The organism is Aurantiacibacter sp. KMU-128 (assembly GCF_056933515.1).
On sequence record NZ_JBXORT010000001.1, the window covers coordinates 432,279 to 450,681 of the forward strand.

Sequence of the window (18,403 nt, forward strand, 5' to 3'; positions counted from 1 at the left end):
CCTCAGATCAAAGCGATCTCCACTGCCACCACGTCGCCCTCGACCAATCCTTCAGCCTTTCGGATCGCGGCCTTTACCGGCAGCAGATAGCCGTCGTGGGGTTTGCTCGGAAAAACCGAGGTGCGCCATGTGGACCCGCCAATACGCGCCTCGACCTTCACCGAACCAAACCCGCGCCCGCTGCCCAACTCCATCCGCTGCATCGCTTCATGCGCCCGGATTGCTTCGCCAGCCGCGCCATCGATGGTGAGGAAATGCCAGCTGCCCGTGCTCTCGGCGGAGCGCCAGACCCACAGTTTTTCACTTACGGTGAGGCGTTCGCCTTCGGTCATTCGGTTACGCGGCGGACCGGCACTGGAACATTGCAGATATCGACGCCGCCAGCAGGCACGCGGTAGAAGGCATCGTTGCGATTGGCGCGCACCTCGACATAGCGGGCGAAGCTCTCGCTGGATGTGTCGAGATATTGGAACGAAGGGGCATCGGGGAGCTCCGAACCCAGCCGCACCGAGAGGATCGGCACGCGCAATTCCGCCTCCTCCTCGGTATAGAACCCCAGCTCGCCAGACCCGCGAGGCAGGCTGGAGAGATGCTCCATCCCCTCGATCACTCTCCCGACGACCGCCAGATTGCGATCCATATGCCGCTGTGGCTGGCCGATGATGGCGTATAGCTCTGCCCCGGTGCCTGTATCAGGCGCATAGCCGCGTCCTACGCCGACATAGCCGTAGCAGTGGATGGGCCAGAATGTGCTGCTTTCGACAATCTTGAAAGGCGGATCAAACTGGTGCGCTGGAAGTCTCCGGCCGGGGTCGGGAACAGGATTGCCATCGAAATCTTCCCAACCAGAGATGATCTCCTCGTTCCCAACGGGCCAACCCTGCCAGAACTCTACCCAAGGTGCAGAGGGGTCTCTGTCGTGCCAACCTTGTTCAGTTAGCCTCGTCTGCGTCGACTGAATCGACAGCATGGCCAGCTCTTCACTTGCTGTCATTTCATGGGGGCCTGCCAATCCAAGGCTGCCTATCAATTCTTCAATGGCCTTGTTGTGCTCTTCGTGAGACGAATTGGGATCTTCGAAAACCCGCCGTATGTGTTCAGGAAGCTCTTCGAATTGCGGAGCGTTAGTGTTCGGCAACTCGGTTGCCCGTGAAAGGGTGTCTACATCGACTTCATAATCCGCCACCGGAGCCACCACCCCATCCGGCAGCGGCTTCTCCTCGGTCACATCGCCCCATTGCGCCACGTAATTGTCCTGCACGCGGTTGACCGAAGTCCCGTCCCACCAGTGCGCGGCAGCGAGCGTGCGGATGTTCTCCACCCATGGCTGGCTGAAAGGTGGCGGGATCAGCTGGATAATGATGGTACGCGGATTGCCTCTCGCATCGGGAGCCAATTCCATCACCAGCAGATCGTCGGGCGCGATGGGGAGCCATTCTTCCGCGCTCGCCGCTGCGACAACCGAGCCGGGCGTGACCGGAGCCTCCTCCTGTGCTGCAGCGGGGGTGGCGAGAGCGAGGGCGGCAAGGGCGGTGAGTGCGGTGAGGGTGATGTGCTTTTTCATGCCAGAAGCTTTGCACGTTTCCCTTCAAAAACAAGCTCCGTTCGTCCTGAGCCTGTCGAAGGACTGCGTTTTCTTCCCACTTGCTCTAAGCTCAAAAGAAAGTGCAGCCCTTCGACAGGCTCAGGGCAGTCGGATTTTGACTAACCCACCATCTCCTCCAGCGCGTGCATATCCTCGTCCGAGAGGCCGAAATGGTGCCCGATTTCGTGCACCACCACATGGGCGACCAGATGCTCCAGCGTCTCGTCCCCCCGCTCGGCCCATTCGTCGAGGATCGGGCGGCGGAACAGGCGCACGCGGTCGGGCAGGGTGCCCGAATGCTCGATGCTGCGTTCGGTGAGCGGCAGGCCTTCATACACACCGGTCAGCTCATAGGGATTGTCGATCCCCAGCTCGGCCAGCGTTTCCTCATCGGGCCAGTCCTCCACCACCAGCACGATCTCGCCCAGTCGCTCGGCAAAAGTAGGCGGCAATTGGCGCAGTGCAGACTCCGCCATGGCCTGCATTTCGGTTATGGACGGTGCGAAGGAGATGATGCGGGTCACGACGCGCATTCTAGGAAGCGAAGCGGTGCTTGTCATCCGCCGCAACCACCGCTAGACGCGCGCCTTCTTGTCGTTCGCCGTCGCGCTCAAGTAGCGCAGCGGTAGCGCAAATGCCGCCGCGCTCAAGTAGCGAAGCGGTAGCGCAAACAAGAATGCGGAGCAGTGGCCGAGTGGTCGAAGGCGCACGCCTGGAAAGTGTGTATACGGTAACCCCGTATCGAGGGTTCGAATCCCTCCTGCTCCGCCACCTTGCCGGCATTATGTAGCAGACGCACCAAGATGAGGGCGTTAATCGCCCTCGTGATGGCGGCTGTCATCGTTTGTGGGTTAGGTGGCATCATTATGCACTGGTGCCATGCCCCACATCATGCGCACTTGCGTCAAACCACTGGGATCGAGAACTTTGGGAATGAGCGGGGTGAGCAAACGATAGCAGAATCTGGTTCTGCGAGGCGTGCCGAAAGTGTCTTTGTAGGAGAACACCCCGTAGGCGCAGAGAAACTTACTCCCCGTTTCTATAGCGGCGAGATCATCTGGGGCTATGTCGGAATAGCTGAAGAAGGATGCCGGTCGAGACTCGCCATTATGAACGACATAAGGTTTAGGCGCACCTATGACTGGGATTTCTTCGGTTTTGCTGAAATACCGGTCGGCCTCTTCTTCACTGAATGCGGCGACGTTCCCGTAGTGAATGCACTCATAGGCTGGCGTTTGACCGCCATTTTTCGCGGCGGTGTATATCTCAATGGTTTTACCCCCTGGGACGGTTTCGGAATCGCCGACATTCATCCCAATCTCGCCGTGAGAAATGTAGGCCCTAAGCTGTCTCCGAGATGTTTGCCTTGTTTCGTGCAAGGTCCAAAGCAGCAGGCCAGTCCCGATAATTGTAGCGAGCGTCGTTGCGGCACTCAAAACGAGCAGCCAAAACGCCCAAACCGACATGGACTCTTGCGCCGCGAGATCGCGCTTTTCGCGTTCATCGGAATTTTGGGGATCGGGATTGCTTGCAATTCTCTCGCTAAAATTGGGAAGTCCGGCTCGATCTCGGTCAATTTGGTGCGGCTGTTCTTGTTCGCCGTGGGTTCTCTCGTAGGGGGTGGGGCCGCTCTGTTCGCTGTAATGGCTTCCGTATAAGGCACCGAAATACGCGCCCGTCCCAAGCGCCGTTATCGCGAGTGCGACAATAGCTAGTCCAGCCGCAACGTTTCGACTCCTATTGCTGTCAGACATTGAACGAAGAACACCGCCGTGAATTTGCCACGGCTGATCTTGTTCCTGATATTTGGCTCAGAGTCCATAACGCCTTGATCTGCCAGCAAGCCGACTAGCTGCGCATAGGTGATGCCCTTGCGCGCCAGCTCCGCTTTCAGGATTCCCTTAACGCGGTTTTCCCATTCCTTTTCTTTGACTGGCATTATCGCTTCCTTTGATGCTTTTTGTCATCATAAACGATACATTTGCCATTGAAAAGAGTGTGTCACATCATCATAAAGAGTGCATAAGCACTGGAAACGATGATATGGCACAACACTTTCTCCTCTCGGCAGCAGCCCGCACTCTCTCGCTCAAGAAGGTTTTTCGTATGGGCGAGGACGAGGCTTACGGCCTGTTCTGCGAAATGCGTTGGCCGGAAACCAATGGTGAGCCTGTTTGCCCGCGTTGCGGCTGTGCTGATGCCTATTTCCTGCGCAGCCGCCGCAAATACAAGTGCACGGCTTGCTACCACCAATACAGCGTCACCAGCGGCACGATCTTCGCCTCGCGCAAACTGTCGTTCACTGACTTGCTCGCTGCAATCGTGATCTTCGTGAACGGCGCTAAGGGCATTTCCGCCCTGCAAGCCTCGCGTGATCTGGACGTGCAATACAAGACCGCCTTCGTGCTGTTTCACAAGCTGCGCGAAGCGATGGCGCGTGAGTTTGCCGAGACGAAGCTCTCCGGCACTGTCGAAGTCGATGGCGGCTATTTCGGCGGGCACGTTCGCCCTGCCAATCACAAAGAAGACCGCAAAGACCGCCGCCTCGCTGCCAACCAGTCCGGCAAGCGCAAGTGCGTCGTTATCATGCGTGAGCGCAAGGGCCGCTCGCTTCCCTTCGTTGTGCGTCACGAAGGCGATGCAGTGCCTCTGGTGCGCGATCATGTGGACACGCTGGCAATCGTCCATGCGGACGAAGCGTCAAGCTGGGATGCCCTGCACGCCGGTTGGCAGACTTGGCGCGTCAATCACTCGCTCGCCTATTCGCAGGACGGTGCCTGCACCAATCAGGCCGAAAGTTACTTCTCGCGCCTTCGCCGGATGGAAGTTGGCACGCACCACCATATCGCAGGGCCGTATCTCTACAGCTATGCTGGCGAAGCGGCTTGGCGTGAGGATACCCGCCGTATCTCGAACGGTGAGCAAGCGATGACGCTGACTGGTGCTGCTATGGCATCGCGCCAGAGCCGTAGCTGGACGGGCTACTGGCAGCGGGCTGCGTAAGAACGCAGAGTGAACATTAACCAATCTGGAAGAATACGACCTAGGGTCATTGTGCAATTTGTCCGTCAGGGCGGCGCTAATGCCCCTAGAAATGACGCAAGACATCAACGGCACCCCATAACGGCATTTCTGACAATAGGTGCTCCATTGGACACTAGAGGCCGCTTAGGGGTTGTTTTGAAACCCGCATCGTCATAAACAAAAACCGCCAGACGTTGGAGCGTCTGGCGGTTCGAGAAACCCGCATGGTGGCGGGATGGTGATTGCTATAGCGAGAGCACTATTAGCCCTCGTTACCTAGCACCGTCAACCCGTCATCACGCCAAGAAGAAGGTGTGGTTTTGATGTTGCAGTTTTCCAAGATTAGAGAGCAAGGCGTTACCTTCGTCACAGTGGTGGTGAAGGATCACGTTATCAATTGTCGTTCGGATGCGGACGAACTCGTGACTCACTACAGCCATAAGTTTGGCTGTCCTGTTGTCCTGCTGGGGGCAAATCGGCACCGAACCTATGGTCGCCGTGATCTTGCGCAGTTTGTAGCCAACAACTGGCGGCGCTTCCCGTGGAAAAAGATGGCAGGGTAACTTCCCCTTCCACCATAGACAGGATTTCGCGGAGCGTGTCGGCCACGATGGCGCGCTCCGCGTTCTCCATTGGCAGGATGACATACCCGTCCGAGAACTGACGGAATAACACCTGCTGACCGCAAGAAACTGTGATTGGCGGAAATGCCATTTGTAAAGCTATGCTCTCATATCGGTTAAAATCAAGTTCTGATCGACTAGCATGAAAACAACGAAAGCGCAGCATAGGCCCTGTAGGACAGAACTTTTTCGCTACGCCTCAAACGCGACATCATCCCGACCTATCGTGCGCCACTGCGCCGGATAGCTTCCCGATGACTCGACGCTTACCCCTCTGTGGTTGCGGAGCGAAGAATCCACCGCGTTCTGCGTGCGCTGCATCGTTTGCCTGTCGGGTTCAATTACTCCGATCTCGCGCAAGACCTCCAATGTGATCTCGCGCACCGTCATGGCCTTTTCAGCCTTGCGAAGAACATCAAGGGCGCGCCGTCCGCAAGTCCCGAGAGGCGTGGGAAGCGAATGCGACCAAGGCCTAACAGGCGGACTGTCTTCCGGCTCCCAGCCATCGCCGTCTTCTTCCAGCAGCATTGCCACGCTTTGTGCCAGTGACTCCAACTTGACAACACGCGCTTCCAATTCGGGAAGTTCGGCTTGCTCAAGGCGAATGCGCTCTATCCGTTCTTGAAGCACCTCTTGCTCGCCAGTTAGGGCCGAATACTTCTTACGGAGGGCGTGCTGATAATTGGTCATCCCCATATGCGATACATACCGCTCACCTGCGATTATGTCCGCCACTCATTTGGTGCGCTTGCTACATAATGCCGCACCTTGCTTGCAGTCTAGCGTGTCCCCATCGCGCGGTTCACCACATTCTCGCACCATTCCTGACGGCCCGATACGCCTTGCGGGGAGCTGTTTGCGCTGATCGCGTGTTCGGCGACATCGGCCAATGTGGTGCCTTCCGCGTGAATGCTCTTGCCGAATTCGCCCTGCCATCCGGCGTAGCGGTTGCTGCGGAAATTCTCCAGCGTCCCCTCCTCGATCAGCGCGGCGGCGTTGAGCAGGCCTTGCGCGATCACGTCGATCGCGCCGACATGGCCGTGGAACAGATCGGCGGCGTCGATTGATTGGCGGCGCACCTTGGCGTCGAAATTGAAGCCGCCGGTCTCGAACCCGCCCGCGCGCAGGAATTCGAACATGGCGAGCGTCCATTCCTCTGCCGAATTGGGGAATTGGTCGGTATCCCAGCCATTCTGCGGATCGCCGCGATTGGCATCGACCGAGCCGAGGATACCCAGCGCCCGCGCCATCGCCAGCTCATGTTCGACCGCATGGCCTGAAAGCGTCGCGTGGTTGGCTTCGATATTGACCTTTATTTCCTTCTCCAGCCCGTAACGCTGGAGGAAAGCGAAGACCGATTGCGTGTCGAAATCATACTGGTGCTTGGTCGGCTCATGCGGCTTGGGCTCGATCAGGATCGTGCCGGTAAAGCCGATGCGGTGCTTGTGATCGACCACCAGCGAGAGGAAGCGCCCGAAATTGTCCATCTCGGTGCCGATTTCGGTGTTGAGGATGGAGTCATAGCCTTCGCGCCCGCCCCACAGCACGTAATTCGCGCCGCCGAGCCGGTGCGTCGCTTCCAGCGCATCGCGCACCTGCATAGCCGCCCAGGCATAGATTTCCGGGTCAGGATTGGTCGCCGCGCCGGCCATATAGCGCGGATGGCTGAAGAGGTTCGCCGTGCCCCAAAGGAGCTTGCGCCCGTGCGCGGCCTGCAATTCCTCCAGATGGTCGACCGCTTCGGCGAAGCTGGCGCGGAAGTCCTGCGCGGTGTTAGCATCGGCCATCACATCGACATCGTGGAAACAGTAATAGGGCACGTCCAGCTTCTCGACAAAAGCGAGTGCGGCTTCGCGCTTGGCCTTGGCCGCTGCCGCATCGTTTGGCCCGGCGAGCCACGGGCGATTGAACGTCCCGCCGCCAAATACGTCGCTGCCCGGCCAGCAGAAATTGTGCCAGAAGCAGACGGCAAAGCGCAGATGGTCTTCCATCCGCTTGCCCATCACCATGCGATCCTTGTCATACACGCGGTAGGCGAGATCGTCCGGGGAGTCGGGATCGAATTTGACGGTGTCGAAAGCGGCGAAATAGTCGGCAGACATGGGGCAGTTCCTTACTGTGATTGCATCGCGCGAATGGCCGCCTGATAGCGGGCGCGTTTGGTGGAAAGACGCTCGGCAAGCGCGGGATCGGGTGAAGTCGTGGCGGTCACGGCAGGCCGCTTGGCAACCGCTTCGACCGCTTCGCCGGTCAGCGCGAGCCGCGCCAGATGCGCAGCGCCCAAAGCGGGGCCGACCGTGCCGCCATCGATGTAATCGAGCTCTACATCGAGCGCGGAGGCGATAATCGTGCCCCAGAAGGTCGAGCGCGAACCGCCGCCGATCATCGACAGGCGATCAACGCCGGTTCCCGCAGCGCGCAGCGCGTCGCAGCCATCGGCATGGGCGAAGGCCACGCCTTCAAGCACGGCGCGCGCGAGATGCGCGGGTGTGGTGGCGGCATCGCAGCCGAACCATCCGGCGCGCAGATCGGGATCATTGTGCGGGGTGCGCTCGCCCGAAAGGAAGGGAAGGAAGACAACATCGCTCTCCTCCGCCGCTTCGGCCAGTGCGAAAAAGGCCGGAACATCGGCAAGGCCAAGCTGGCGCACCGCCCAGTCGACGCAGGATGCGGCGGAGAGGTGGACGCTCATCTGGTGCCATGTCTCGGGCAAGGCATGGCAGAAGGCATGAACGGCGCTCTCGGGATTGGGGCGAAAACCATCGGTTGCCACAAAGGTCACACCTGACGTGCCGAGCGAGAGAAACGCCTCGCCATCGCGCAGCACGCCAACGCCGATAGCGCCTGCCGCCTGATCACCCGCTCCGGCGGCGACGGGCACTTGTTCCATGCCCCAAGCGGCAGCGATTGCGGGGAGCAGCTTTCCGGTGGCCTCGCTGCCTTCGAAGAGTTCGGGCATATGCGGCAGGCCCAGCCCGCTCGCCGCGAGCATTGATTCCGACCATTGCCGCTTGCCGGTATCGAGCCACAACGTGCCCGCGCTGTCCGACATGTCGGAGGCCTTGTCGCCCGTCATCAGCAGGCGGATATAGTCCTTTGGCAGCAGCACACTGCGGATTTGTGCGAAGCATTCGGGCTCATGCTCGGCGAGCCAGAGCAGCTTGGGCGCGGTGAAGCCGGGCATGGCGATATTGCCGGTGATCTGGCGGCTATCGGGCACACGGCGCTCCAGCTCGGCGCATTGCGCGGGCGAGCGGCCATCATTCCACAGGATTGCGGGGCGCAGCGGCGTGTTATTGGCATCGAGGACGGTTGCGCCGTGCATTTGTCCGCTGAGACCAATGGCCTGCACGGTTTTGCGTGCCTTGGATGGAAGTTGCAGCACGGCGTCGCACGTCGCCAGCCACCAGCTATCGGGTTCCTGTTCGGAGTGGCTGGGATACGGTGTCTGCACCGTGAGCGCGCTCGTCGCCTGCGCGACAAGGGCACCGGTGTCATTGACAATAACCGCTTTGACCCCCGAAGTGCCGAGATCAATTCCCAGAAACATCCTCTTCCTCCCTCGGATCGGAAGGAATAGCGCCTTATGTCAACGTTGTCACCAGCAGACTACCTACTGGAGAATACGAGTGAACGTTTGCGTTATGGGAGATCGCAATACTCTGCGACCCGGAAGTTGACGCTATCTGCTCAGGCGCGTGCCCGCCGCTGCACAGCCATCGCCCAGACCACTGCGTTCGCCGCCGTCAGTGCTGCCATCAGCACCGCGAAGGTCGTCCCCGCGCCGCTCGCGCTGGCATAACCGACAGGCGAAAATACCAGATAGAGACCCACAACGCAGGAAAGCAGCGTGAAAGCGGTGGGGCGGGCAAAGCGCCATTCCGTCATATCGACTTCGTGCCGGTCTGCCGGAACATAGGCCTCGGCGCGCGGACGCCAGTATCCTGCCGCCAGCATGATGCCGATCTCGATCACGAACAGCACCGCATATTGGTGGATGAAGTGCAGCGTCACCACGTCATCAAAGACGAAGCGCAGCAGGCCATAGGTGACGACGTGGAACACGATCACCAGCTTCGCCCCCAACGCCGGCACGCGCGTGGTGAACAGGCCCATGATGACAATCACAACTGTGGGAATGTTGTAGAAGCCGGTGAAGACCCGCACCACCTGCCACAGGCCTTCTTCGGCAAAGTACAGGAGCGGTGCCACGGCAAAGGAAAACAGCGCGATCACAACGCTCGCAATCTTCGCTACCCGCACCAGATGCGCGTCGCTTGGCGGATTGCGCAAGGCGGGCGCGTAAATGTCGAGCGTAAACAGCGTCGCCGCGCTGTTTAGCAGCGAGTTGAACGAACTGAACACCGCGCCCAGCAGTACGGCGAGGAAAATCCCGCCCAGATACGCCGGCAGCAGATCGGCGACCAATCGCGGATAGGCCTCGTCAATCGAGGCAAAGCCGGGGCCGTAGAGGTGGAAAGCGATCACCCCGGGGATCATCATCATGAACGGCACCAGCACTTTGAAAAAGCCCGATGCAAGCACGCCCTTTTGCCCCGCCGCCAGCGACTGCGCACCCAGCGCCCGCTGGATCACATACTGGTTGGTGCACCAGTAAAACAGGTTGGCGAAGATCATCCCGGTAAAGATCGTGCCGAATGGCGTGGGATCATCCGCGCTGCCAATCGCGTTCAGTTTTTCCGGATGATCGACCAGCAGACGGTTGAACCCCTCGGCAAGGCTGCCTTCGCCCAGAGCGATCAGCCCGAGAATGGGCACCAGCGAGCCGATCACCAGCAGGCCGATGCCGTTCAGCGTATCGGACACCGCCACTGCGCGCAGCCCGCCGAACACGGCGTAGGCCGCGCCGGTCACGCCGATCACCACCACGGTCGCCACCAGCGCGGGGAACAGGTCGAGCCCGGTCATTGCCGGCACATCGAAAAAGCGCATCACCGCCAGCGAGCCCGAATAAAGCACCGATGGGATGGTGACGAAGCCGTAGCCGAGCATGAACAGCAGCACCGACATCCGCCGCACGCTCGCATCGAAACGTTCGGCTAGGAATTCGGGCAGGGTGGTGAAGGCACCTGCGAGATATTTGGGCAGGAACAGAAACGCCATCGCCACCGTCGCGACCGCAGCGGTGACTTCCCACGCCATGCTCGACAGATTGTAACCATAGGCCGAGCCGTTGAGGCCGATGAGCTGCTCTGCCGAAAGGTTTGTCAGCAACAGCGATCCGGCGATGAACCCCGCCGTCAGCCCGCGCCCGGCAAGAAAGTAACCGTCGCGCGTCTCGGCCCCTCCGCGCGTTTTCAGCCAACTGATCCAAGCAATAGCGGCCATCACCGCGATGCAGGTAACGAGAGTAAAAGTGATCGATCCGCCCATAAGGCTGGTGTTATCGCATTATGACAGCGCTGGACATACCCTTTTTTAAGCCCGCCATGAGTGTTCTCACATGGCCAATTTCGCGCTTCACACGGGCGTCATCACGCGCCAATAGGGGGGATGATGACCAAGACATTCGCGCTCTCGCTCGCCGCCGCATCCATGGCGCTTTCCGCTCCCGCACAGGCTTGGGGGCCTACCGGCCACCGCATCACTTCGGAAATTGCCGAGGCGAACATTTCGGGCCGTACGCGGGCGGAAATCCGCCGCATTCTGGGGCATGAGAGCCTTGCCGAGGCGGGCACCTGGCCGGACGAGCAGCGCAGCAATCCGCTCGATTTCTGGCAGCAGGAGGCTGGGCCGTATCACTATGTGACGCTGCCCGAAGGCCGCACCATCGATCAGCTGGAGCATCCGCCCGAAGGCGATGCAGCAAGCGCGCTCGAACGCTTTACCGCAACCTTGCGTGATCCCGATGCGTCGCAGGAAGACAAGGCGCTGGCGCTGCGCTTTATCGTCCACATCGTGTCCGATTTGCATATGCCGTTGCACGTCGGCAATGGCAGCGACCGCGGCGGGAATGATTTTGTCGTCGACTGGTTCGACGAGGTAACAAACCTGCACTGGGTGTGGGACGAGGGGATGCTGCTGCGCCAGCAATTGTCTTACAGCGAATACGCCGCGCGGCTGCAAACACGCATTGGGCCGGAAGAGACCTTGCTGTGGTGGGATGCCAATCCCGATACATGGATGGCCGAAAGCGCGGCTCTGCGTGACCGGATCTATCCCGCCACGGGCGAGGAATTCGGCTTCGGGACAGCGGAATCGCCGCGCGTCCTGCGCTTCCGCTATCAGTGGGAATGGATCGGCACTGCAGAGGAACGGCTGGCGCAATCGGGCATCCGGCTGGCCGCCTATCTCGACCATGTGTTTGCCGGGCAGGCCTGACAGGCCCGCCGGATTGGGCTAGGGGCGCCAAAAGAACAACAACAAACGGAGCATATGTGACAACTTCTATCGACGATATTGACGGCATTCTGGATCAGCTGGAGGCCATTTCGGACACGTCCCGCAACAATCTCGTCGAAGCTCTGGCTGCCTACAAGAAGGATGGCACCGTCCCCAGCCCGTCGGCGCGCAAGGAAGGGTGCTTCGCCTATCCTCAACTGACCTTGAGGTATCAGAGCGACCGGCCGATTGCCCACCCGGCGCGCTCTTATGCGCGGCTCAACCAGGAAGGCACCTATTGCAGCTCGATCGCCGAGCCGGGATTGTTCCGCCCTTATCTGAAAGAGCAGCTGACGCATCTGGTGCGCGACTATCCGGTCGATTTGTCGGTCAGCCGGTCGGGCGATGAGATCCCCTACCAGTATATCCTTGATGGCACAGGCAAGGATGTGGAGGGCGTCAGCAGCGCTGAGCTGACGCGGCATTTCCCCGCGTCCGATCTGGTGAAGATCGGCGACGAAGTGGTCGATGGCACATGGATGGGCGATGGCAGCGAGCGCCGCCCGCTGGCCTTGTTTGACGCGCTGCGCACCGATTTCAGTCTCGCGCGGTTACGGCATTATTCGGGAACGCCTGCCGAGCATTTCCAGAAATACGTGCTGTTCACCAACTATATCCGTTATGTCGAGGAATTCATCGATGTGTCGTTGGCGGCGCTCGCCGATCCGGACAGCCCCTACACGCATTTCTCCGGCCCCGGCGCGGTGATCGAAAAGGGCGATCTGGAAGGCGCGCGCGAGAAAGTGTCCGAAGGCACGTGGCGCAAGCACCAGATGCCCGCCTATCACCTTGTCGGTCCGGATAATTCGGGGATCACGCTGGTCAATATCGGCGTCGGCCCGTCGAACGCGAAGACGATTTGCGACCATATCGCGGTGTTGCGCCCCGAAGTGTGGCTGATGATCGGCCATTGCGGCGGTTTGCGGCCGAGCCAGACCATCGGCGATTACGTGCTCGCCCACGCATACTTGCGCGACGATCATGTGCTCGACACCGAGATCCCGCCCGAAATCCCGATCCCGCCGATTGCCGAAGTGCAGACCGCAATGTTCGAGGCCGCGCTCAATGTCACCGGCGATGGCGAGGAGGCGCTGAAGCGGCGACTGCGTACCGGCACAGTGGTGACGACAGACGACCGCAACTGGGAACTGCACTACACCCGCTCCGCCTTGCGCTTTAACCAGAGCCGCGCGGTGGCGATCGATATGGAATCGGCAACCGTTGCCGCGCAGGGCTATCGCTTCCGCGTGCCTTACGGGACGCTGCTCTGCGTCAGCGACAAGCCGCTGCATGGCGAGATCAAGCTGCCGGGGCAGGCGAATGCCTTCTACGAACGCTCGATCAGCCAGCATTTGCGCATCGGCATCGAAACGCTCGCGCTGCTGAGCCAGGAAGGCGACAGCTTCCACAGCCGCAAGCTGCGCAGCTTTGACGAGCCGCCGCTGCGCTAGCGATCAATCGACCGGCGCGATCCCGCGCACGCGGCCGCAAACCGGCACGCTCAGGTTACCGCGCGCGACATAGGCTTCCAGCCCGTCCAGATCGAAGCCGCTATTGGCGATGGTATCGGCCTGCGCGAAGCGGGTGAAACCGTCCCCGCCGCTGGCCAGGAAATTGTTGGTGGCGATGCGGTACGTCGCATTATCGTCGAGCGGCGCGCCATTGAGCGCCAGATCGGTTACATTGTCTCCCAGCGGACGGCCAAGATCGACGCGGTAGGAGAGGTTTGCCGAGGGCACGAGGATCGAATCGCACACGCCCACCGCTCCATTCGCTTCGCAGAATTGCTGTTCCAGCACCGCTTCTATCTCCGCACCGGTCATTTCCAGCACCAGCACGCTGTTGCCGAAGGGGGCCATCGCGGCAAGCTCGCCATATGTCAGCACGCCGTCCGACGCGCCCGAAAGATCGGTGCGCACACCGCCCGAATTGACCAGCGCTAGGTCGACATTCCCGCCCATCGCGGCATCGGCCTGCGCCAGATAGGCATCGGCAACCAGCCCGTCTGCCGGGCGATCCCCGCAATCCTCGCCGATCTCGCCGCTATCGGTGATAACGCCCACCGCGCGATTGGCGACCGGCCCTGCTGCTTGGGCATAGCGCGCGACATAGGCGGCCATTGCTGCATCTTCGCCTTGGCTGCCATCGACAGGCACATTGCGCGCTTCCAGCGCCACCACGCGGTCGCTCGCCGGATCGATCACCATGTCGATTTCGGTGACAAAGCCGCCATAGCGCCCGCCCGATGTCAGCAGCACTTCGCTCCCTTGGGCGGTGGCGACATTGCAGACATAGGCCTGATGCGTGTGGCCGGAAACGACGACGGATATGGCCGGATCGAGCGCTTCGATAATCGGCACGATGGGTCCGCTGAGGCCGGGGCATCCTTCGATATTGAAGCGCGGATCAACATCGCCGCCTTCGTGGACTAGCAGCACAACCGTATCCGCTCCGTCGCCCAACAGGCTGCGTGCGGCGGCGTTGGCGGTGTCCGCCTCGTCAAGAAAACTGTATCCTGCGGTTGCCTGCTCGGCGACGAGGTTGGGAGTCCCCTCCAGCGTCATGCCGACAAAGCCGATCACCACGTCGCCAAACCGGCGCAATTCGGTTCCGGGGAAGAGCGTGGTGGCGTTTTCATCAACCACATTGGCCGCAAGATAGCGGAATCCCGCCCCCATAAACGGTTCAACCGCGCAAGGCTCGCGTCGCGTGTGCTGTTCGCAGCCGCCATCTTGGATGCGTCGCAATTCGGCAATGCCGCGATCGAATTCGTGATTGCCTACCGCTGCGATATCGAGCCCCATTGTTGAGAGCGCGCTGATCGAGGGTTCGTCGAGGAAGAGCGAGGAGACGAGCGGGCTCGCGCCGATCAGATCTCCTGCTGCGACGGTGACACTGTTTCCGTCGCGCAGCCGTGCGAGAGTTGCTGCCAAGGCGCCCGCTCCGCCTAGCCGCGTGCTCTGCTCCGCCCCGTTGTCGAGATAGCGGGTGGGGCTTTGCGGGGTTTCCAGGTTGCCGTGGAAATCATTGATCGCGAGAATCTGCACTTCCACCATTGCCGGAGCGGAGGCGGTTGGGGGCGCAGGCGTGGTGGCGCAGGCGGCGAGCGAGACGCTGGCGAGCACGGCGAAAAGGACGGTACGGTTCATGCCGTGCAGTCTTACCCGCGATGATGACAAAAGAAAGGCGGCGACGCTCTTTCGAACGCCGCCGCCTGATTGTTCCGGTTGTCCGGGAGCCCGATTAGAACTCGTAACGGACACCCACCTGAATGCGCCAGATCGAAGCCGAGAGGCCGATCGATTCTTGGTCATTCGGGTTGAAGTTGCGCAGGATGTAACGGCCCTGCGAATCAACACCACCCGCATCGATCAGTTCGACAGTCTGCTGGAACCCGCCGCGACGCGCCGCAATGTTGGCACCATCATCGATGAAGTTCAGGAAGTTGTCGAAATCGAAGAAGGCTTCGATGCGATCGTCAACCAGACCGGTCAGCGAACCAAGGAACGGCAGTTCCTGGCTGAAACGCAGATCCAGATCGTACGACCAGTCATTGCGGCAGGTATTGCGTTCAATGGTCTGGCCCAGTTCGAAATCGCACTGCGCGCCAACTTCGCTGGTGTTCAGATAGTTCAGCAGCGCGGTGACCGATGCCATGTCCGAATTCGGCGCCAGGTTGGGATCGGTGATGCCCGTCGGGATGTAGAGCAGCGCGTTGTCGTTACCCGACGCGCTGTCGTTGAACACACCGCCATTGTTGAAGGTGAGGCTGTACGGACGGCCTGCACGTGCATTGAAGAAGATGCCAATGCCCGTGTCATACCCGTCGAAGAACTCCTCACGCAGCGACAGCGCAACGGTGATGTTGTGACGGCTTTCGTAGTTGCTGGTCGAAACAGCCGGGTTCTGGCGGTCGAAGGCTGCGGTCACGTCGTAAGACGAGGTCGCGGTCGACGAACCGTTGTTCCGGTTGTTCTGCGCGTCGGTGTAGGCATAGCCGACATTGAAACGCACGCTGCCGCCATCGGTGATCAGGCCGCCGTCAAACGTCTTCGACAGGATCGCCGAGAACGAGTGGCTTTCGTAGGACGGGCCGTTGGTCAGCTGGATTTCGTCATCGCGGCCGATGCGGTTGAAGCAGGCCGTGGTGACGTTGTTCCACACCGGCGGGGTGCCGCCAGCATAGACCAGATTGGCGTTACAACCCACAGCGTCCGAATCGGTCGGGTCGATCGCCTGATAGATCGGGCGGCCGTCAACGGTGAAGCCGTTGAGGCCCCGGCCGACATGCGGCGTCTGCGACAGGTCGACGAAGTTCAGCGTGTCGACATAGCGGCTGTAGATGTAGTCGAGGTTCAGACGCCAGTCGCTGAAGAACCCGCCTTCGGTGCCGAAATCGGTCGCGATGCCAAGGTTGGCACGCCACACGCTCGGAATATTGAACTCCGGATCGGTCGACTGGGTGTCGGCAAGGCCACGCGCAGCCTGGTTCGAGCCTGCGTCAGTGACGCACTGCGGGAAGCCGGTGAACTGGCCGTTCACGACGACATCCGTCGGCCGCACAGCGCAATCGAGCGAGGTGCCAAGACCGGTCGAGAAACCGTTGTTCGAGAAGGCGTTGGAGAAATACACCACCGGATCGCCGCCAGCAAAGCGACCGACACCGCCGGTGATGCTCGTGCCCGAGAAGAACCCGTCATTGTCGAATTCGTAGGTTGCCGACAGACGCGGGAGGAACAGCGGATCGAGATCGCTGAACGAGAACGCGTTGGAGAAACCGTAACGGTTGATGAATTCGGGGTTTTCGCGCGGCGCATCGCCATCATAGAACTGGTAGCGCAGGCCGGCGAGCAGCGTCAGCTGGTCGGTCGCCTGGAACTCGTCCTGGATGTAGAGCGAATAGATGCGACGGTTGAAGGTCGCGGCCGCTTCGTTGATGTCGCCCGTCGGCGTGGCGTTGATGTCCGCACCGGCAGCAGCGCCCGATCCGATCTGGCCGGCATTCGGGAACAGCGTGGTGCCGTTGGACAAAATGCCTTCGCGGAAATCATTGAGGTTGCGGAAGTACAGCGTACCGGTCGCGTTCACGGCGAACAGGTTGTACACTTCCAGATCGTTGACTTCGGCGCCGAACTTGATCGTGTGGCGATCAAGATCAAGATTTGCCTGAGCGCGGATCTGGTCGATGTTCGTGTTCAGCGCATTGGCCGAACGGAAGATGCCGGGGCCGGTCGAGAGGATACCGGCACGGTCATCGGCGTTGCCGAGGATTCCGTCATTGCCGGGGCCGGTCACACCGACAGCCAGACGCACAATCGGGCTGTCCGACTGCGCTTCACCGCCGCCGACCGGGCCCTGCACGTCGGCAACGTCGGCTCGGCTCAGGCGGATTTCGGTCGAAAGCACATCGCTCCACTGAGAATACAGGCGCAGCGCGTAGTAATCGGAAACCGTGCCTTCATCTTCGAAGGAGTTGAGACCGGTCAGGTTGTCACCGCCGAAATCGCTTTCGACATTGGTTTCTTCCAGGCGCTGGTAGGTCGCTTCCAGACGGTGGTCGTCGGTGATGTAGGCATCGAGACGGCCGAAATAGCGCACCGAGCTTTGCGGCAGGTTGCGCGGATAACCGCCGGTGTCCTGACCGTACACGCTCGAAGCGATCTGCGAGAACTCGTCAAACTGCGCCTGCGTGGCGAAGGTTGCTTCGTTGGGGAAGTTGCCGCCGGCAGGACCGAAATCATTGGCGCTGCCCAGATCGGTTTCTTCATAACCGGCGAAGAAGAACAGGCGATCGGGGATGATCGGGCCGCCCAGCGTCGCACCCCAGCGCTTTTCCTGGAACGGATCGACCGAGAAGTCGTCGCCATTGATCGAGTCGCCGCGCAGCGCCGAATCGCGGTAGGAGAAGAAGGCCGAGCCGGAGAAGCGGTTCGTGCCCGACTTGGTGACAACGTTCACCAAGCAGCCGGTGAAGTCCGAATATTCGACATCGAACGGCGCGAATTCCACCGAGGTTTCGCGGATCGTGTCGAACGGCAGCGGCAGCGCGTTACGCGCGGCGAACGGCGTGCCGTTCAGGCCGAAGACGTCGGCCTGGATGGTGCCGTCAACGGTGAAGGTGTTGCCGCGATCATTGCCGCCGAGGCAGGAGATACGGTCAACTTCGTTGTCGCGGTCAAGGCTGACGCGCGGGTCGATACGGATGATGTCGCGCACGTCGCGGGTGATCGAGGGGAAGTCTTCCAGCACTTGCTGGCCGAAGGCGGTGCCCGGGCCGACAGCGAGTTGCTGCGCACCGGCACGCGCGCCGGTCACAACGATCACGTTGGTGTTGCCGGCAACCGCAGCCGAGGTCAGCTGGAAGCTGTAGCTGGTGTTACCCGAAATGTTGATGAACTGGTTTTCCACCGACTGGCCTTCGAAGCCGGGGGCGGTCACAGTAACGGTGTAGGGACCGCCGGAAACCAGGTTGGTGAAGCGGAACGCGCCGCTGCTGTCTGCGGCCGCGGTGCGGCTGGCATCGGTACGCGTGTCGGTTACCGTAACGGTAGCACCGGGCAGGACATTGCCGTCCACATCGGTGACGGTACCCTGGATGCCCGAGGTAATCTGCTGCGCATGAACAACAGCAGGCAGGGCAGCCACGCCAGCAATGCTGGCAACGCTGGCTGCAAGGAGATACTTGATTTTCATGTCCCTGGTTTCCTTCGTGGACGTGAGTTGAGAGAAGTGAACAAATCGCAGTTCCGCGCGGAAAGAATCGTCTTTG

General features: G+C 60.6%; 15 protein-coding genes and 1 tRNA gene. 5 read left to right on the forward strand and 11 right to left on the reverse strand.

The window, feature by feature from the left end; all coding sequences use genetic code 11:
- Window positions 1–2 precede the first annotated feature (2 nt).
- The 3 genes from ACS0VV_RS02265 to ACS0VV_RS02275 all read right to left on the reverse strand — a co-directional run bounded on the left by ACS0VV_RS02265 (window position 3) and on the right by ACS0VV_RS02275 (window position 2,118).
- Window positions 3–332: a DUF1905 domain-containing protein gene (locus ACS0VV_RS02265; protein WP_483531117.1), complete on the reverse strand. Its 330-nt coding sequence runs from the start codon at window positions 330–332 to the stop codon at window positions 3–5.
- Window positions 329–1,564: a peptidylprolyl isomerase gene (locus ACS0VV_RS02270; RefSeq protein WP_483531118.1), complete on the reverse strand. Its 1,236-nt coding sequence runs from the start codon at window positions 1,562–1,564 to the stop codon at window positions 329–331. Before ACS0VV_RS02270 ends, ACS0VV_RS02265 begins: the two co-directional genes overlap by 4 nt.
- A gap of 140 nt (window positions 1,565–1,704) precedes the next feature.
- Window positions 1,705–2,118 (reverse strand): metallopeptidase family protein, encoded by a 414-nt coding sequence (locus ACS0VV_RS02275; protein ID WP_483531119.1) that lies wholly within the window; start codon window positions 2,116–2,118, stop codon window positions 1,705–1,707.
- A 147-nt stretch (window positions 2,119–2,265) separates the two neighbouring features.
- Between ACS0VV_RS02275 and ACS0VV_RS02280 the strand changes: the two genes are divergently transcribed.
- A tRNA-Ser gene (locus ACS0VV_RS02280) sits at window positions 2,266–2,356 on the forward strand.
- A gap of 80 nt (window positions 2,357–2,436) precedes the next feature.
- Here the strand turns inward: ACS0VV_RS02280 and ACS0VV_RS02285 are convergent.
- The gene (locus tag ACS0VV_RS02285; RefSeq protein WP_483531120.1) at window positions 2,437–3,339 is read right to left on the reverse strand and encodes a hypothetical protein; all 903 of its coding nucleotides are present in this window, start codon (window positions 3,337–3,339) and stop codon (window positions 2,437–2,439) included.
- Complete coding sequence (locus ACS0VV_RS02290) at window positions 3,297–3,524, reverse strand: DUF6471 domain-containing protein (RefSeq protein ID WP_483531121.1); 228 nt, start codon at window positions 3,522–3,524, stop codon at window positions 3,297–3,299. The genes ACS0VV_RS02285 and ACS0VV_RS02290 overlap by 43 nt, the downstream gene beginning before the upstream one ends.
- 104 nt (window positions 3,525–3,628) lie before the next feature.
- Here ACS0VV_RS02290 and ACS0VV_RS02295 point away from each other — a divergent pair, with 104 nt between their 5' ends.
- Complete coding sequence (locus tag ACS0VV_RS02295; RefSeq protein WP_483531122.1) at window positions 3,629–4,588, forward strand: IS1595 family transposase; 960 nt, start codon at window positions 3,629–3,631, stop codon at window positions 4,586–4,588.
- A gap of 344 nt (window positions 4,589–4,932) precedes the next feature.
- Window positions 4,933–5,172: a hypothetical protein gene (locus ACS0VV_RS02300; protein WP_483531123.1), complete on the forward strand. Its 240-nt coding sequence runs from the start codon at window positions 4,933–4,935 to the stop codon at window positions 5,170–5,172.
- A gap of 252 nt (window positions 5,173–5,424) precedes the next feature.
- On the opposite strand, the gene ACS0VV_RS02305 is transcribed toward ACS0VV_RS02300, so the two are convergent.
- The 4 genes from ACS0VV_RS02305 to ACS0VV_RS02320 all read right to left on the reverse strand — a co-directional run bounded on the left by ACS0VV_RS02305 (window position 5,425) and on the right by ACS0VV_RS02320 (window position 10,581).
- Entirely contained in the window at window positions 5,425–5,922 is a 498-nt protein-coding gene (locus tag ACS0VV_RS02305) for a hypothetical protein (protein WP_483531124.1), read from the reverse strand.
- A gap of 89 nt (window positions 5,923–6,011) precedes the next feature.
- Entirely contained in the window at window positions 6,012–7,334 is a 1,323-nt protein-coding gene (gene xylA / locus ACS0VV_RS02310; RefSeq protein ID WP_483531125.1) for a xylose isomerase, read from the reverse strand.
- Between the two features lie 11 nt (window positions 7,335–7,345).
- Entirely contained in the window at window positions 7,346–8,782 is a 1,437-nt protein-coding gene (xylB, locus tag ACS0VV_RS02315) for a xylulokinase (protein ID WP_483531126.1), read from the reverse strand.
- A 140-nt stretch (window positions 8,783–8,922) separates the two neighbouring features.
- Window positions 8,923–10,581, reverse strand: coding sequence for a solute:sodium symporter family transporter (locus tag ACS0VV_RS02320; protein ID WP_483531127.1), 1,659 nt, complete (start codon window positions 10,579–10,581; stop codon window positions 8,923–8,925).
- Window positions 10,582–10,749: 168 nt separating this feature from the next.
- Here ACS0VV_RS02320 and ACS0VV_RS02325 point away from each other — a divergent pair, with 168 nt between their 5' ends.
- Both ACS0VV_RS02325 and ACS0VV_RS02330 read left to right on the forward strand, forming a co-directional pair.
- Entirely contained in the window at window positions 10,750–11,574 is an 825-nt protein-coding gene (locus ACS0VV_RS02325; protein WP_483531128.1) for a S1/P1 nuclease, read from the forward strand.
- Between the two features lie 56 nt (window positions 11,575–11,630).
- Window positions 11,631–13,085: an AMP nucleosidase gene (locus ACS0VV_RS02330; protein ID WP_483531129.1), complete on the forward strand. Its 1,455-nt coding sequence runs from the start codon at window positions 11,631–11,633 to the stop codon at window positions 13,083–13,085.
- Window positions 13,086–13,088: 3 nt separating this feature from the next.
- On the opposite strand, the gene ACS0VV_RS02335 is transcribed toward ACS0VV_RS02330, so the two are convergent.
- The gene (locus ACS0VV_RS02335) at window positions 13,089–14,783 is read right to left on the reverse strand and encodes a bifunctional metallophosphatase/5'-nucleotidase (protein ID WP_483531130.1); all 1,695 of its coding nucleotides are present in this window, start codon (window positions 14,781–14,783) and stop codon (window positions 13,089–13,091) included.
- Between the two features lie 94 nt (window positions 14,784–14,877).
- Window positions 14,878–18,327, reverse strand: coding sequence for a TonB-dependent receptor (locus tag ACS0VV_RS02340; RefSeq protein ID WP_483531131.1), 3,450 nt, complete (start codon window positions 18,325–18,327; stop codon window positions 14,878–14,880).
- Window positions 18,328–18,403 lie beyond the last annotated feature (76 nt).